The following is a 15,437-nucleotide window of genomic DNA, read 5'->3' as shown; positions in this document are numbered from 1 at the left end:
GCTCCGCGTGGGATACATCCGTACGACCACGGTCGCGTGGTGCAGGGGCGCGGCGTACTGAGGAGCGGATCGCATGCGGGTACTTGGGGTACTACGGACTCTCGCGGCAGTGGGTGCCGCGCTGGCGGTGACGGGCGCGGCGCCCGGACACCCGGACCTCCCCGGTCCGGAGGCGGACCTCGCGTATCACGGCTCCGCCGTGATGACCGCCGGCCGGATCGACGTCCGGTTCACCCCGCGCAACCACGGCCCGTCCGCGGTGCCCGACGCGACCGTACGGCTGCGCTGGTCGAAGCCGCTCGCGGACCGGCAGGCGCTGCCGGCGGGGTGCGCGCGGTCGGGGGAGCGGATGGTGGTCTGCCGGACGGGGGCGCTCGCCGCGGACGGCGTGGGCGAACGGATCGACCTGCGGGTACGGCTGCGGGACGCGTCCACCGAGGTGCTGCTGGAGCTGGACACGCTGTGGGGCGGAGGCACGGTGGACGGGAACCGGGCCAACGACCAGCAGCGGGTGCTCGTCCTGGACACCGGAGACACCTACTACTTCTGAGCCACACCCCGAGGACGGCGGAGCCACGCCCGCGAGCACGTCGTACGATCTCGATCTCCGCACGGCACGGACGGCATGTGCGGAACGGCACGGGCGACGAGGGGTGCGACATGTCCGGGAACGCGCGGGCACGGCTGCTGGACGAGTTGTCCTCCGTATCGCGCCGGTACATGGCGTCGTACGCCCTGTTCAACCAGGCCGTCGCCGACCGGCTCGGGCTGCATCCGACCGATCTGCAGTGCCTCAACCTGCTCACCCTGGAGGCCGGGCCCGTGACCACGGGCCGGGTCGCCGAGCTGACCGGGCTGACGACGGGGTCGGCGACGCGGCTCGTGGACCGGCTGGAGCGGGCCGGTTACGTGGTGCGCGAGCGGGACTCGGGGGACCGGCGGCGGGTGCTGGTGGCGACCGTGCCGGAGAAGATCACCGAGTTCGGGCGCATGTGGAACCGGCTGGGCGGCGGCTGGTTCACCCTCTTCGACGACCTCGACGACACCGAACTCGCCGTGATCGTCGGGCACATGAGGCGGACGGTGGAGTTCAGCGGGCAGCAGATTGCGCGGCTGCGGGCGGGGGACGTGTAGCTCGGGCGGCGCCGAAAACCCGTTGAGCGGCGCCGTCGTGCGCCGTTAGCGTGCTGCCGCATCCCGTCGTCTGGGCAAGGACGTTTCGTTGTACACCGTGTGAGACCTCCCGAGTGCTGATCTGTCGCGCGTCGCGCCTGTGCGCCGCGCCTCTTTCCGCTGCGGTCTTCTCACTGGAACCGGTGTACTTCTGTGCTCGCGACCTGGTTTGTCATGCCCACTCGCCTTCCGCTGGTCCGCCGCCGTTGCCACGCGTGCGCGTCCGAACGCTTCCGGGCGCACGGCAAGTTCCGTGTCAACGCCCATCACAAACTCATCGACGCGTGGCTCCTCGCGCTCTGCACCGGCTGCGGGGCCACCACGCGACTGACGGTCCTGGAGCGGGCGAACGTGCGCTCCGTACCGCCCGCCCTGCTGGACCGGCTGCACGCCAACGACCCTGTCCTGGCAGCCGAGTTGCTCCAGGACCCGCTGCTGCGGCGGCGCAACCGCGTCGCCCTCGACTGGTCCGGTGCCTGGCGTCTGGACACCGGCGGAACGGAGTACCCGCACCGCGAGGCGATCGACGTCGAGGTGCGCTTCGGGGCGCGGATACCGGTCCGGCCGGTGCGGCTGATCGCCGAGGGCTGCGGTCTGTCGCGGGCCGGGGTCGAACGGCTGATCGCGGAGGGGAGTCTCGTGTCGGGGGTCCGGCTGGACGCGAGACTCACCGGCGATTTCACGTTCACGCTCAAGTGCTGAGCGAGCCGGGCGGGTTCGGGTGCGGTTCCGCCGGCGGTCCCTGTCCGTCATGACGCCGCACCCGCCATGGTCCTCACCCGGGGGTCTTCACCAGCCCGTGGACGAACGCGTACTTCACGGCATGCGCCCGGTCCCGCAGACCGGCCTTGGCGAAGAGGTTGTTGATGTGGGTCTTCACCGTGGCCTCGCTGACCACCAGCCGCTCGGCGATGCCCCGGTTGGTCAGGCCCTCGCCGATCAGGGTGAGGACCTCGATCTCCCGGCGGGTGAGGTCCGGGGCGAGTCCGCCGGCCGGCCGCTCGGCGGGCACCCCGCCCCGCGCGGCCGCGGCGACGAGCCGGTCCCGTACGGCGGGGTCGAGCACGGACTGCCCGGCCGCCGCGGCCCGCACGGCGCGGGTGATGTCCTGCCGGCCGGACTCCTTGGTGAGGTAGCCGCGGGCGCCGGCACCGAGCGCGGCGAGGATGTACTCCTCGTCGGCGAAGGTGGTGAGCACCACGACGGCGACCCGGGGAAAGCGCTCGGTGAGCAGCCGGGTGGCCTCGACCCCGTCCATCCGCGGCATGTTGAGATCCATGAGGATCACGTCGGGCGCGTGCTCCTCGGCGGCCCGTACGGCCTCCTCGCCGTCCCTGGCCGTCGCGACGACCTCCACGCCGGGCTGCAGATCCAGTACGGTCGCCAGCGCCTCGCGCACGGCGGTCTGGTCGTCGGCGACGACCACCCGGACGAGGGCCTGCCGCTCGCCCGAGGCCGCCCCCTGCCCCTGTGTCCGCCCCTGCCCCTGTGCCTGCTGTTCGTCGCTCATGCCGGGATCACCACGCGCACTCGCCATCCTCCCGCGTCGTCGCCGTCCACGATCGGCCCGGCCGTGACCGTGCCGCCCACCAGGTCGAGGCGCTCGCGCATCCCGACAAGACCCATCCCGCTCCCGGCTCCCGCCAAGGGCCGCGAGCCCTCCGGCGGAGCGGAGTTGACCACTTCGAGGACCGTCTCCTCCGGGAGCCCCTCCCGCGGTTCCAGGTACTCCAGGCGTATGCGGACCGGGGCGCCGGGCGCGTACTTGTGCGCGTTGGTCAGCGCCTCCTGGGCGCAGCGCACGAGCACCTGGGTGCGGCGGACGGGCAGCTCACGCGGGGGCCCGCCGACGGTCAGGGTACCGGCGCCGGTCGCGGAGTCGAGCATGGAGCGCAGCGTCTCCACCAGCGGCAGCGCGTCCTCGCGCAGGTCCCCGACCGTGCGCTGCACCTCGGTCAGCCCCGAGCGCACCAGGCTCTGCGCCCGCTGGGCCGCCTCCCGGGCCCGCCCGATGTCACCGGACTCCAACAGGGCGTCGGTGACCTCCAGTTGCATGTTCACCCCGGCCAGTGAGTGGGCCAGTACGTCGTGCACGTCCCGCGCTATCCGGGCCCGCTCGGCGAGCGCCTCGGCCCGTGCCTCGGCCCGCGAGGCCAGCTCCGCCTGCTGGGCGGCGGCCCGCGCGGAGCGCAGTGCCTCGGTGCGGGCGCGGTTGGAGATGCCGACCAGCACGCTGACCCCGGTGAAGGCGCCCACGATCCACGAGGTGTGGTGTCCGCCCCACGGCAGCAGCAGCACCCCCGCGCACAGGGCGCTGGTGCAGACGGCGAAGGGCAGCGAGCGGCGGCTGTCGAGCCGGTATCCGGCGTGCCCGGTGACGAGGTAGGCGAACAGCGCCGAGGCCCCGTAGCGGTCGAGAGCCAGCAGTGCGGCGGCCCCGAGCGACCAGACGCACACCACCGCGAGCTGGGTGCGGGGGGAGAACCGGCCCTCGGGGATGAGCCGCGTGCAGGTCGTCAGCGAGACCAGGACGAGCAGACACAGCACCGCGAGTCCGGTGCCCGAGGTGCCGACCGGGCGCACGGTGAGCGCGCCGATCACGATGGCGGCGACGGTCCCGAAGACCTGGATGGGGTTGTTGTCCGCGGTGAGCCAGCGGGTCAGGGTCTGGGTCCGGTTCACCGTGCTCTCTTCCGCCGTCGTGCGGCCCCACTGTCGTCCGGCCGCTGCGAAAGCTACCAGCGGGCGGGCGGGCCCGGCGGTCCGGCCCCGAGCGCGGGAAGCCGGGTCAGTGGCCGCCCTGCGCGCCCTGCGCGTATGCCGTCGGGGTCACTCCGACCGTGGCCGTGAAGTCGCGGACCAGGTGGGCCTGGTCGGCGTAGCCGAGGTCGGCGGCCAGGCCCGCCCAGTCCACGGGCGCGTCGGTTCCCGCGCGCTCCAGGGCGTCGTGGATGCGGTAGCGCAGGATGACCCACTTCGGGCCGACGCCGACGTACGCGGCGAAGAGGCGTTGCAGCAGCCGTACGGACAGGCCCTCCGCGCGGGCGAAGTCGGTCACGCGGCGGATCGCGCGGTCGGTGCGGATGCGGTCGACCAGGGTGGTCGCGAGCTCGGCCTGCGGGTCGGGCCGGGGGGCGAGGGCGAGCAGGAAGGCGTCGAGGGCGGCGACGCGGGCGGTCTCGTCGGCGGGGCCGAGGACCGTGGCGGGGTCGGTGCCGGGGAACACCTCGGGCTGCCGGACCCGTCGGCCCGTCCACTCCGACACGGGACGGTCCGGCGCGACGGAACGGAACGCGCCGGGCCGGAACTTGATGCCGCAGACCCGTCCGCGCCCCTCCAGTTTCTGGGCGAAGAGGCCGTGCGGGATGCCCGCGACCTCGACGAAGGCGTCCTCGCCGGCGAGCCGCTGGAAGACGATGTGCACGGCCGGGTGCGGGACGACGTGGGAGACGTAGGGCTCGGTCAGGTCCCAGTCGATGAGCCAGTAGTGCTCGATGTACGGGCGGAGGGGCTCGGCGGGTTCGGGGCGGCGGAAGCGCACGCGGGCGAGGAGTTCGGCGGGGTCGACGATTCCTCGGGTGTCACGGTCCGGGGCGGCCATGAGGGGATCGTAGGACGGGCCACTGACAACGGCCGGGAGGCGAGGGCGAGGGCGACGGCGGCGGGGCCGGTGCCTGCCTCACCCCGCCTCAGCCCGGTGCCTGCCCCGCCCTGTCCCGGCCCGGTGCCTGCCTCCCTCCGCCCGTGTCGGAATACGTCCGCCGCCGCTTCCGTTAGGAGGTATAGTTGAACAATCAACAACCTGGAGGGTGAACGACCATGCAGTTCGGGATCTTCAGTGTCGGGGATGTCACGCCGGACCCGACCACCGGACGGACGCCGACCGAGCGGGAGCGCATCAAGGCCATGGTCGCCATCGCGCTGAAGGCCGAGGAGGTCGGGCTCGACGTCTTCGCGACCGGCGAGCACCACAACCCGCCGTTCGTGCCCTCGTCGCCCACCACGATGCTCGGCTACATCGCGGCCCGCACCGAGAAGCTGATCCTCTCCACCTCCACCACCCTCATCACCACCAACGACCCGGTGAAGATCGCGGAGGACTTCGCGATGCTCCAGCACCTGGCCGACGGCCGGGTCGACCTGATGATGGGCCGCGGCAACACCGGCCCGGTCTACCCCTGGTTCGGACAGGACATCCGCGAGGGCATCAACCTCGCCATCGAGAACTACGCCCTGCTGCGCCGGCTGTGGCGCGAGGACGTCGTGAACTGGGAGGGCAAGTTCCGCTCGCCGCTCCAGGGCTTCACCTCCACCCCCCGCCCGCTGGACGGCGTACCGCCGTTCGTCTGGCACGGTTCGATCCGCAGCCCCGAGATCGCCGAACAGGCGGCCTTCTACGGCGACGGGTTCTTCCACAACAACATCTTCTGGCCGGCCGACCACACCAAGCGGATGGTCGAGCTGTACCGGGAGCGGTACGCCCACTACGGCCACGGCACGCCCGAGCAGGCGATCGTCGGCCTCGGCGGCCAGGTCTTCATGCGCCGCAACTCCCAGGACGCGGTGCGCGAGTTCCGCCCCTACTTCGACAACGCCCCGGTCTACGGCCACGGGCCCTCCCTGGAGGACTTCACCGACCAGACCCCGCTGACGGTCGGTTCCCCGCAGGAGGTCATCGAGAAGACGCTCGCGTTCCGGGAGTACGCCGGTGACTACCAGCGCCAGCTGTTCCTGCTGGACCACGCCGGGCTGCCGCTGAAGACGGTCCTGGAGCAGCTCGACCTGCTCGGCGAGGAGGTCGTGCCGGTGCTCCGCAAGGAGTTCGCGGCGAACCGCCCGGCGGACGTGCCGGAGGCGCCGACCCATGAGTCCCTCAAGTCCGCCAAGTCCGCGGAGTCCGCTCAGGAGGTGAGCGCCGCATGAAGCTCGTAGTCGTCTCGGCGGGGCTGAGCGTGCCCTCGTCCACGCGGCTGCTGGCCGATCGGCTGGCAGCGGCGGTGGACGGGCAGACCCCCGTCGACATCCAGGTCGTGGAGCTGCGCGACCTCGCGGTCGAGATAGCCCACAACCTCACCAACGGCTTCCCCGGCAAGAAGCTGGCGGCGGCGCTGGCCGCGGTGACGGAGGCGGACGGTCTGATCGCCGTCACCCCGGTGTTCTCGGCGTCGTACAGCGGACTGTTCAAGTCGTTCTTCGACGTGCTGGAGCAGGACGCGCTGACCGGCAAGCCGGTCCTGATCGCGGCCACCGGCGGCAGCGCCCGCCACTCCCTGGTCCTGGAGCACGCGCTGCGCCCGCTCTTCGCCTACCTCCGAGCGGTCGTCGTCCCGACCGCGGTCTACGCCGCCTCGGAGGACTGGGGCGCGGAGGGTCTGCCGGACCGGATCGAGCGGGCGGCCGGCGAGCTGGCCACCCTGATGCGGGGACTGTCCGCGAACCACCCGGTGGACGGGCCGGCGGTCGTGCCGTTCGCGGACCGGCTGGCGGCGCTGAACATCGGCCCGTCCGGCGTGTGAGGACGAGGTTCGTGCGGTGACGGAGCGGCGGTCCGGGGGCGCAGCCCCCAGGTACGCCCGCCGCACCCGACCGTGAGAAGACGGTAGGAGCGGGGCCCGGGTTGCGCCCACCACGGTGAGAGCCAGGTAAAAAGGGTGATCGTAGACCCGCCCCCACCGCTCCACCGCCGGAGGCCTTGGCACACTGGGTGACGTGCCCCAGACTGTGCTGCTCGCCGAAGACGACCGCGCCATCCGTCATGCCCTGGAGCGGGCCCTGACCCTGGAGGGCTACCAGGTGACCGCGGTCGCCGACGGTGTCGAGGCGCTCGCGCAGGCACACCGCACCCCGCCGGACGTCCTGCTCCTCGACGTCATGATGCCCGGCATCGACGGCCTCCAGGTCTGCCGCGTGCTGCGCGCGGAGGGCGACCGCACCCCGATCCTCATGCTGACGGCACTCGTGGAGACCGCCGACCGCATCGCCGGTCTCGACGCGGGCGCCGACGACTACGTCGTGAAGCCCTTCGACGTCGAGGAGGTCTTCGCCAGGCTCCGCGCCCTGCTCCGCCGCACCAGCCCGGTCCCGGCCAACGGCGTCCCCGGAAATCCCGGCCCGGCCGGAGCCTCCGGCACCGCCTCCGACGTACTGCGGGACGACCCGCACGCGACGGCGTCCTCCGACAAGCAGATCGCCGCGGCCGGCCTCCGCATGGACCTCCAGGCCCGCCGCGTCTGGCGCGACGAGCGCGAACTGGAGCTGACCCGGACCGAGTTCGAACTCCTCGAACTCCTCGTCCGCAACGCGGGCATCGTCCTCGACCACTCCACGATCTACGACCGCATCTGGGGCTACGACTTCGGCCCCGGCTCCAAGAACCTCGCCGTCTACGTCGGCTACCTGCGCCGCAAGCTCGACGAGCCCGGCGCGCCGCAGCTGATCCACACGGTGCGTGGCGTGGGTTACGTGCTGCGGGAGGACTGAGTGGGCCGCCTGCGGCGGTTCGTGGCCACCAGGCGGCCCAGGCTCGTCTCGCTGCGCACCACCTTCGTGGTGTCCTTCGCGGCGGTGACCGCGGCCGTCACCCTGCTCGTCGGCGTGCTGTCGTACGGCGCCGCGGCCCGGCTGGTCCGCGTCGACCAGGAGTCCGTGTTCGACCAGGTCGTCCAGGACCTCCAGGACGAGGTGCGCACGCACCAGATGACCCCGGACGACTTCTCGTCCTCCGCGCCCGGCCACGACATCGTGCGGCCCGCCCGGACGGACGTGCAGGTGCTCGGCCCGGACGGCGGGGTCCTCGACAGCGGCAGCCCCGCGCTGCCCGTCACCGGCGACGACCGGGCCATCGCGGGCGAGCGGATCGCCGGTAAGACGGAGGAGCACAAGGACGTCGCGGTCGGCGACGACGTGTACCGCATCGCGACCGTCGCGCTCGGTGCCGGGCGGGGCGCGGTGCAGGTCGCGCAGGAGTTCAGCGACACGGAGGACCTGCTGCGGGCCCTCCAGCAGCGGACGTTCGTGCTGATGGCGGCCGTGGTCGTGCTGGCCGGGCTGTGCGGCTGGTGGCTGGCGCGGCGCATCACCCGCCGGCTGATCGTGCTCACCGCCGCCGCCGAGGACGTCGCCCGCACCCGCCGCCTCGGCGTGCAGGTCCCGGTCACCGGCTACGACGAGGTGGGCCGCCTCGGCCGCGCCTTCGACCGGATGCTCGGCCGGCTCGCGCAGTCGGAGGAGGACCAGCGCCGGCTGATCCAGGACGCGGGCCACGAACTCCGCACCCCGCTGACCTCGCTCCGTACGAACATCTCGCTGCTGCGGCGGATCGACGAACTGCCGCCCGCCACGCGCGAGGAACTCGTCGCCGACCTCTCGCAGGAGGCCCGCGAACTCACCGACCTCGTCAACGAGCTGGTGGACCTCGCGGCCGGGCAGTCCGACACCGAGCCGCCCCAGCAGGTCGACCTCGCCGACATCGCCGAGGACGTGGCGGGCCTGGCCCGGCGCCGCACCGGCCGGGACATCACCGTCCGCGCGAGCGGTGACACGACGACCGACGGCCGCCCCGGCATGCTCCAGCGCGCGATCTCCAACCTCGTCGAGAACGCGGCCAAGTTCGACCGCGCGGGCCGGACCCCGATCGAGATCGCGGTCTCCGGCCCGGCCCGGCCCGGCCCGATCCGCGTCGAGGTCCTGGACCGGGGCCCCGGCGTCTCGGAGACCGACCTCTTCCGCATCTTCGACCGCTTCTACCGCGCGGCCGACGCCCGCTCCCTCCCCGGCTCGGGCCTCGGCCTGTCCATCGTCCGCGAGGTCGCCCTCGCCCACGGCGGAGCGCCCTTCGCGCTGCGGCGGGACGGCGGCGGCTCGGTCATCGGCTTCACCGTCGGGGGCGTGGCGGACCCGGGACCGGGGATCCGGGGCGCGCGGCCGGGGCTGCGGAACTGACGTGCCCCGGCCGGGCACCGGCCGCTCGCCGGGTCAGCCGTTGGAGGCCGTACGCCCGAAGCAGCGCTCCAGTTCGTTCAGGTCGTAGAACGTGCTGCCCTTCGAGACGGGGCGGCAGCCCGCCTTGAACGCGGTCTCCTTCTCGTTGTAGAGCATGCGGACCAGGTAGGTGCTGCCCTTGCGGAAGACGTCCCACTGGATGTTCGAGCCGAGGGGGGCCACGGCGGCGCCGCGCCAGGAGTTGGTGGCGTAGGTGTACGGGTGCTCGGCGGTGACGCCCTGGGTGCTGCCCGGCAGGCCCATCAGCGCGGCCAGCGGGATGATCTCCTCGGCGTGCGTGAAGCGGAGTTCGGCGCCGAGGTCGCTGGTGCCGTCGCGCTTCGCCTCGGCCTTCCTGAAGAAGTCGTCGAGCAGGACATCCGCCATCCTGTACGTGATGTCGCTGTCCGCGAAGCCCGGCCCCTTCTCGTAGAAGTCCTCGGTGTCGGAGACGTACCCGAACCAGTCGGCGTCGGCCGCCGAGATGTACCGGTCCATGCCCCAGCCCTTGCCGCCCGGGCTCTCCCCGCTCATCGCGGGGGCGATGGCGTACAGGTTGTAGACGGCGGTCGCGGCCTCGACGTCGGTGCCGACCGAGGCGAACTCGCCCGCCGTGATCCGGTCCACGAACGCCGGCCTGAACAGCTTCTTCAGTACGTCACGGGCCGCGCGGTGCGTCCTCGGCTGGTCGGTGAGGGTCTTCAGGGTGGTCGCGAGCCGCTGGTCGCCGGCGATGTACTCGCGGTACGCGGCACCCCCGTCGGCCTTGTGGAAGTAGAGGAGGTCCTTGTCGGTGCGGGTCGCGCCGATCAGGGAGGTCAGGTCGGGGTCGGTCCCGGCGAGGGCGGCGCCGTAGAGGTTGGCGCTGTCGACCGCGCGGCCCTGCCCCGAGCTGACGACGTCGATGGGCTCCTGCTTCCTCGCGATCGACGCGAAGAGGGCCGGCAGCCGCTTGGCCGTGCGGACGGCGGTGTCGTGGATCTCCTCCTTGCCGCGCGCGCTGAGGTTCCCGTAGCCGATGGCGCTCATGGCGGCTTCGAGGGCCTTGGTCTTCGGCCCGAACTCCTTCCCCTTCGCGGTGAGTTGGCCCTCGGCCCGGGCCTTGTCCAGGAGCGCGAGGATCAGGTCGCCGTCCGAGCCGTCGGTCGCGGAACGGGACCCGTGCCGCGACACGTTCTCGGTGAAGACGGGAGTGAAGCCGGCCGGGACCTTCTGGTACGAGCGGGAGTCCTGCTCCGGCTGGTACACGGCCTTCGTGCCGTAGCTGTCGGTGTGGGTGCCGCCGCCGTGGCCGGGGGAGGCCTGGGCGGTGAAGGGGGTGGCCAGCAGCGCGGTGACGCCCAGGACCAGGGCGGGGGTGACACGTCTCATGGGCCGCATGCTTCGCGGAGGACGTGAACGCGGGGTGCACACGGGGAGGCGGGAGGCGGTCGTGCTGTTCGGGTCGCGGGCCGGACGCGCGTCCTGCGGGCTTCGGCGGCTACTTCCTGGAGTGGGGCGCGGGAGTTCAGGGGCGTGCCGGGCCGTCGGCCGGGGTGAACAGGTGGGCCATCGCCTGCCAGAGCGGCAGGACGCGGGGCGTGGCGCCGGGGGTTCGCCGGGTGGTGGTCGGCGGGGCCGTGCGGGTGTTCTTCGTGAGGGAGACGGCGGTGCGGGACATGGCAGGGGGTTCCTTCCGGCGAGTCGTCGACCTTGGTCTTGCGGGATCAACGATGCCGTCGCCGGGCTTCCGCCACGAGGGGGTGAGCTGCCCGGTCCGGGGTGCAGCCTGCACCACCCCCCGGCCGGGGGCTGCCTGTGGTGCTCCGGGCGGGTCCGACTCCGCCCGGACCACGGCGGATCGCCCGGTCCGGGCCGGGGCGGACGGCCAACTGCCGGACCGGAACGCCTAGTTGTCCTTCCGGGCCACTCCGCCGTAGATGCCGATCGGCGCGGCACCCGGCGCCGGGGTGTCCTCCGGGCGCCAGTGCGTGACGCGGACCAGGCCGGGGTCGACGAGGGTGAAGTCGCCGAAGAAGTCCAGGACTTGGGCGTGGCTGCGGAGGTTGAGGGTCGCGGTGGCCCGGTTGTAGACGGAGGCCGCGTCGTGCCGGCCGTCCTCGTGGACGTCGCCGGTGGCATGCGAGAGGACCAGATAGGAACCGGTCGGCAGGGCGTCGCGCAGGGTGGCGACGATGCCGTAGGGGTCGCCCTCGTCGGACAGGAAGTGGACGACGGCCACCAGCAGGACCGCGACCGGCCGACCGAAGTCGATGGCCTTGCGGACCTCGGGGTGGTCGAGGATCGAGCGCGGGTCGCGCAGGTCGGCCAGGATGACGGAGGTGTCGGTGTCCTCCATGAGGGCCATCGAGTGGGTGCTGACGATCGGGTCGTTGTCGACGTAGACGATCCGGGTGTCCGGGGCGATGGCGTGCGCGATCTGGTGCACGTTCGGCTCGGTGGGCAGGCCGGTGCCGATGTCGAGGATCTGGCGGACCCCGCCCTCGGCGACCACGTGCCGGACGGCCCGGTGCATGAAGCGGCGGTTCGCCCGGACCCCTTCCTGCACCTCCGGCGCCGCCTTGATGAACTGCTCGGCGGCTTCCCGGTCGACCTCGTAGTGGTCCTTGCCGCCGAGGAAGTAGTCGTACATCCGGGCCGGGTGGGGCTTGCTGGTGTCGATGATCAGTGGCTGCGCGCCACTGCCTTCTCCGCTGGGAGAGGTCATGGGGCCAGGCTCCGTCTTGGTGAGTGGCTGTCAGATCATCATCCTGGCATGCCGGTTGTCGGGCTCAGGACCGCACTGTACAAACGGTGCCACCCGTTCTGCCACCTTTCCCGCCCCCCTGTGCGGCCTCCGTCCCGCCCTCGTCCCGTGGCCCGCTACTCCTTGACCGCCCCGGCGTTCGCGTCCTGCACGAAGTAGCGCTGGAAGCAGAAGAACAGGGCCGCGACCGGGAGGGTGGACAGCAGCGCCGCCGCCAGCTTCAGCGGGTACTGGGTGCCGCCGCCGAGGCCGCCGGAGACCAGCCGGGCGAGACCGGTGGTGAGGGTCTCGTACTGACTGGACTGGGTCGCGACCAGGAAGTGGGTGAACTCGTTCCACGAGCCCTGGAAGGACAGGATCGTCAGGGTGAGCAGGGCGGGCCGGGCCATGGGCAGCACGATCGACCAGAAGATACGGAAGACACCGGCGCCGTCGACCCGCGCCGCCTCCTCCACCTCGCGGGGGATCGCCTCGAAGAACTGCTTCATGATGAAGATGCCGGCCGCGTCCACCAGCAGCGGCAGGATCATCCCGGTGTAGGTGTCGAACAGCCCGAACGTGTTGAGGACCAGGAACCGCGGGATCAGCAGGGCCACACCGGGCACCGCCATGACGGCGAGGACGAAGCCGAACAGCAGGGTGCGGCCCGGGAAGCGGAGCCGGGCGAGCGCGTAGCCGGCCATCGAGTCGAACAGCACCCGCCCGGCGGTGACCACCACCGCGATGAACGTCGAGTTGCCCAGCCAGCGCAGGAACGGCACCCCGTCCCCGGCCGCCCTGCCGAGCCCGAACAGCCGCTGGTAGGCGGCGGTCGTCGGCGTGGCGGGGATCAGCCCGAGCGGATGGGCCGCCGCGTCCGGGTCCGTCTTGAACCCGGTGACGAGCTGGATCACGAACGGCAGCAGATACAGCAGCCCCACGGCCGCGACCAGCGTGTACCCGAGGATCCGCAGGGCGAGCGGGAAGCGGCCGAGCACGGGCAGCCCCCGCTCCCGCCCTCGCCCCCGCGCCCGGGTCTCGGTCCGGACCGGCGTGGACGGGGCGGTCATCGCTTCCTCCGGGGGAGACGGGTGCCGCGCTCGCGCAGCGCGAGACGCTGGAGACCGGTCATGATCAGGATCAGGGCGAGCAGCAGGAACGCGATGGCCGCGCCCTGCCCGTAGTTGGCGTCGTCGAAGGCGGTCGAGTACGACAGGTAGGCCGGGGTGAGGGTGGTGTTGCCGGGGGCGCCCTGACCCATCACGTACACCTGGTCGAAGACCTGCCAGGTGCTGATCATCCCCAGGGTGAGGACGAGGAAGAGGACCGGCCGCAGCGCGGGCAGCGTCACATGGCGCAGCATCTGGAAGCGGTTGACGCCCTCGATGGCCGCCGACTCCTCCAGTTCCCGGGGGATGTTCTGCAGGGCCGCGAGGAAGATCAGCATGAAGGTGCCGGAGGTCGTCCACACGGCGAGCAGGATGATCGTGCACATCGCGACGGACGGCCCGGACAGCCAGTCGAACCAGGACAGCCCCATGAACGCGTGCTGGGCCAGCGCGCCCGAGGGATGCTCCGGGTCGACGAGACCGAGCCCGCCCAGCAGCAGGGAGAGCACCCCGCGCGGGTCGTTGAACCAGTTCGGTCCCTTCAACCCCAGCCACGACAGAAGGGAGTTGACCGCCCCGCTGCCCTGGAACAGGAAGAGGAAGACCGTGGAGACCGCGATCGAACTGGTCACCGAGGGAAAGAAGAAGACGGTACGCAGCGCGCTCCGGCCGCGCAGCATCCGCTGGTTGACGATCAGCGCCAGGCTCAGCGCCAGGACCGTCTGCAGCGGCACGGTCAGCAGCACGTAGTAGAAGTTGTTGCGCAGCGCGGTGGCGAACAGGGTGCGGTCGAGGCCGTTCTCGGTGAGCAGGGAACGGTAGTTGTCGAGGCCGACGAACTTGGCCTGCCCGCTGAACGGGTTGGACTGGCCGTCCCAGTGCAGCAGGCTGACCCACAGGGCCATCAGGATCGGCAGCACCAGGAAGAGGCCCAGCACGACCACCATCGGGCTGACGAACAGCCAGCCCCAGGTCCGTTCGGCGCGGCGCCCCGCACGCGGGGCGTGCCCGGTGCGGGGCGCCGCGGCCGGGCCGGACCCGCCGGGCGTGTCAGGAGCGCCCGGCGAGTCGGCCGTCAGGGGGGTGCCGCCGGTCGCCGCGGCGGCGGTGCCGCGGGACGACGCGGAGGCGGTGTCACGGGAGGACATGGCGGGTCAGTCGCCCTTCGTGAGGGCCTGTTCGCCGTTGCTCTGCAGGTCGGCGAGGATCTTCTTCGGGTCGGTGCCGGCCAGCGCGGCGAGCTGGGTGTTGAACTGCGTGAGGACCTTGTCGAAACCGGCGATGGTCACCGGGCCCTGCGCGTAGGCGCTGCCGTCCACCCATGCCTTGGCGGAAGGATTCTGCTTCACGTACTCGGCCTGGGCGCTGGTGCGGGAGGGCATCACGCCGAACGCGGCGGCGTTCTTCACCTGCTGCGCGCTGGTCGTCAGGTACTTCACCAGGTCCACGGCCGCCGCCCGGTGAGCGCTGTCCTTGGCCACGCCCCAGCACTGGCTGAACGCGAGCGTGCCCTTGCCGGACGGGCCCGCGGGCAGTGGTGCCACCGCGTACTTCACGTTCGGGTAGTCGGCCTTCATGCCGCCGCTGAGCCAGTTGCCCTCGATGGTCATCGCGGCCTTGCCGGTGCCGAGGGCCTCACCGCCCCAGTTGGTGTCGACCTGCTTGGCGAACTTCATCGCACCGGACGCGAGCAGGGACCGTACGTAGGTGAGCGCCTCGACGTTCTGGGCGCTGTCGGCGGTCATCTTCGTCTGGCCGGCGTCGGTGATCCACCCACCCGCCTCCTTCATGAACACACCCAGCCGCGCCCACTCCCCGTTGACGACCAGGCCGGTGACCTTGCCCTTGGTCAGCTTCGTGGCGACGGTCCTCAACTGAGCCCAGGTGGTGGGGTAGTCCTTGTCGGTCAGCCCGGCCTTCCGCCACAGGTCGGTGTTGACGGCGAGGCCGAGCGTGGAGTTGTCCTTCGGCAGACACACCAGTTTTCCGTCGTACGTGAACGAGGCCCGCAGCTGCGCGGAGAAGTCGTCCGCGTCCCCGACCTGGTCGCCGTACGGGTAGAGGGAGCCGGCCTTCGCGTAGTTGGCGAACTGGTCGGAGTTGACGTAGAACGCGTCCGGCGGCTTGTGCCCCGCGAAGGACTGCGCCAGCTGCTGGTTGATGTCCTTGGCGACGTCCACGGTCACCGTGTTGCCGGACTCCTTCGCGTACGCCGCCGCCGCGTCCTTGACGGCCTTGGTCTCCGCGTCACCGGAACTGGCGATCAGCACGGTCAGATGTTGCTTCGACCCGCTGTCCTGCGCGGTCTTGCCACCGCCGAAATCCGACGAACAGCCGGTGCCGGCCAGCAGCACCGCACAGGACACGAGGGCCGTGACGGCCGGACGGTTGACCATGGAATTCCTCCGAGGGTTACGGATGATGCGGGCGGCTCCACCCGGATGGCCTGG

The 15,437-nt window shown here is 71.8% G+C and carries 16 protein-coding genes; 7 read left to right on the top strand and 9 right to left on the bottom strand.

Annotated elements, in window-relative coordinates:
* Positions 1-73: 73 nt before the first annotated feature.
* The 3 genes from ACIPTO_RS41035 (at position 74) to ACIPTO_RS41025 (ending at position 1,875) form a co-directional block, all read left to right on the top strand.
* The gene (locus ACIPTO_RS41035; RefSeq protein WP_401200598.1) at positions 74-550 is read left to right on the top strand and encodes a hypothetical protein; all 477 of its coding nucleotides are present in this window, start codon (positions 74-76) and stop codon (positions 548-550) included.
* A gap of 110 nt (positions 551-660) precedes the next feature.
* Positions 661-1,134, top strand: a complete 474-nt coding sequence (locus ACIPTO_RS41030) for a MarR family transcriptional regulator (RefSeq protein ID WP_366326310.1) — start codon at positions 661-663, stop codon at positions 1,132-1,134.
* Positions 1,135-1,347: 213 nt separating this feature from the next.
* Positions 1,348-1,875: a DUF1062 domain-containing protein gene (locus tag ACIPTO_RS41025; RefSeq protein WP_401200595.1), complete on the top strand. Its 528-nt coding sequence runs from the start codon at positions 1,348-1,350 to the stop codon at positions 1,873-1,875.
* A gap of 73 nt (positions 1,876-1,948) precedes the next feature.
* Here ACIPTO_RS41025 and ACIPTO_RS41020 read toward each other — a convergent pair whose 3' ends face one another.
* From ACIPTO_RS41020 to ACIPTO_RS41010, 3 genes are all read right to left on the bottom strand, one after another.
* A complete protein-coding gene (locus ACIPTO_RS41020; RefSeq protein ID WP_401200593.1) occupies positions 1,949-2,683 on the bottom strand; it encodes a response regulator in 735 nt (244 codons plus the stop codon).
* Entirely contained in the window at positions 2,680-3,855 is a 1,176-nt protein-coding gene (locus ACIPTO_RS41015; protein ID WP_401200591.1) for a sensor histidine kinase, read from the bottom strand. Before ACIPTO_RS41015 ends, ACIPTO_RS41020 begins: the two co-directional genes overlap by 4 nt.
* 106 nt (positions 3,856-3,961) lie before the next feature.
* Positions 3,962-4,774 carry a DUF6597 domain-containing transcriptional factor gene (locus ACIPTO_RS41010; RefSeq protein ID WP_401200588.1) on the bottom strand — a complete coding sequence of 271 codons (813 nt, stop codon included), beginning with the start codon at positions 4,772-4,774 and terminating at the stop codon, positions 3,962-3,964.
* A gap of 218 nt (positions 4,775-4,992) precedes the next feature.
* Here ACIPTO_RS41010 and ACIPTO_RS41005 point away from each other — a divergent pair, with 218 nt between their 5' ends.
* The 4 genes from ACIPTO_RS41005 to ACIPTO_RS40990 all read left to right on the top strand — a co-directional run bounded on the left by ACIPTO_RS41005 (position 4,993) and on the right by ACIPTO_RS40990 (position 9,114).
* Entirely contained in the window at positions 4,993-6,096 is a 1,104-nt protein-coding gene (locus ACIPTO_RS41005) for an LLM class flavin-dependent oxidoreductase (protein ID WP_366326320.1), read from the top strand.
* Positions 6,093-6,689: an FMN reductase gene (locus ACIPTO_RS41000; protein WP_401200585.1), complete on the top strand. Its 597-nt coding sequence runs from the start codon at positions 6,093-6,095 to the stop codon at positions 6,687-6,689. The genes ACIPTO_RS41005 and ACIPTO_RS41000 overlap by 4 nt, the downstream gene beginning before the upstream one ends.
* A gap of 193 nt (positions 6,690-6,882) precedes the next feature.
* Positions 6,883-7,653 carry a response regulator transcription factor gene (locus ACIPTO_RS40995; protein ID WP_366326324.1) on the top strand — a complete coding sequence of 257 codons (771 nt, stop codon included), beginning with the start codon at positions 6,883-6,885 and terminating at the stop codon, positions 7,651-7,653.
* The gene (locus tag ACIPTO_RS40990) at positions 7,654-9,114 is read left to right on the top strand and encodes an ATP-binding protein (RefSeq protein ID WP_401200582.1); all 1,461 of its coding nucleotides are present in this window, start codon (positions 7,654-7,656) and stop codon (positions 9,112-9,114) included.
* A gap of 33 nt (positions 9,115-9,147) precedes the next feature.
* Here the strand turns inward: ACIPTO_RS40990 and ACIPTO_RS40985 are convergent, their stop codons facing one another.
* From ACIPTO_RS40985 to ACIPTO_RS40960, 6 genes are all read right to left on the bottom strand, one after another.
* Positions 9,148-10,524, bottom strand: a complete 1,377-nt coding sequence (locus ACIPTO_RS40985) for a histidine-type phosphatase (RefSeq protein WP_401200579.1) — start codon at positions 10,522-10,524, stop codon at positions 9,148-9,150.
* 136 nt (positions 10,525-10,660) lie between these two features.
* The gene (locus tag ACIPTO_RS40980; protein ID WP_401200577.1) at positions 10,661-10,813 is read right to left on the bottom strand and encodes a hypothetical protein; all 153 of its coding nucleotides are present in this window, start codon (positions 10,811-10,813) and stop codon (positions 10,661-10,663) included.
* Between the two features lie 228 nt (positions 10,814-11,041).
* Entirely contained in the window at positions 11,042-11,860 is an 819-nt protein-coding gene (locus ACIPTO_RS40975) for an SAM-dependent methyltransferase (RefSeq protein ID WP_401200574.1), read from the bottom strand.
* Positions 11,861-12,015: 155 nt separating this feature from the next.
* Positions 12,016-12,948, bottom strand: a complete 933-nt coding sequence (locus ACIPTO_RS40970) for a carbohydrate ABC transporter permease (protein ID WP_366326334.1) — start codon at positions 12,946-12,948, stop codon at positions 12,016-12,018.
* Positions 12,945-14,135: a sugar ABC transporter permease gene (locus ACIPTO_RS40965; RefSeq protein WP_366326336.1), complete on the bottom strand. Its 1,191-nt coding sequence runs from the start codon at positions 14,133-14,135 to the stop codon at positions 12,945-12,947. The genes ACIPTO_RS40970 and ACIPTO_RS40965 overlap by 4 nt, the downstream gene beginning before the upstream one ends.
* Before the next feature lie 6 nt (positions 14,136-14,141).
* A complete protein-coding gene (locus ACIPTO_RS40960; protein ID WP_401200570.1) occupies positions 14,142-15,383 on the bottom strand; it encodes an extracellular solute-binding protein in 1,242 nt (413 codons plus the stop codon).
* Positions 15,384-15,437: the final 54 nt, after the last annotated feature.

Origin of the sequence: Streptomyces sp. NPDC090083 (assembly GCF_044747445.1) — a bacterium.
Taxonomy (GTDB): Bacteria; Actinomycetota; Actinomycetes; order Streptomycetales; family Streptomycetaceae; genus Streptomyces.
Note: the sequence above shows the minus strand (reverse complement) of the source record. Positions and strands in the feature narration are given on the sequence as shown.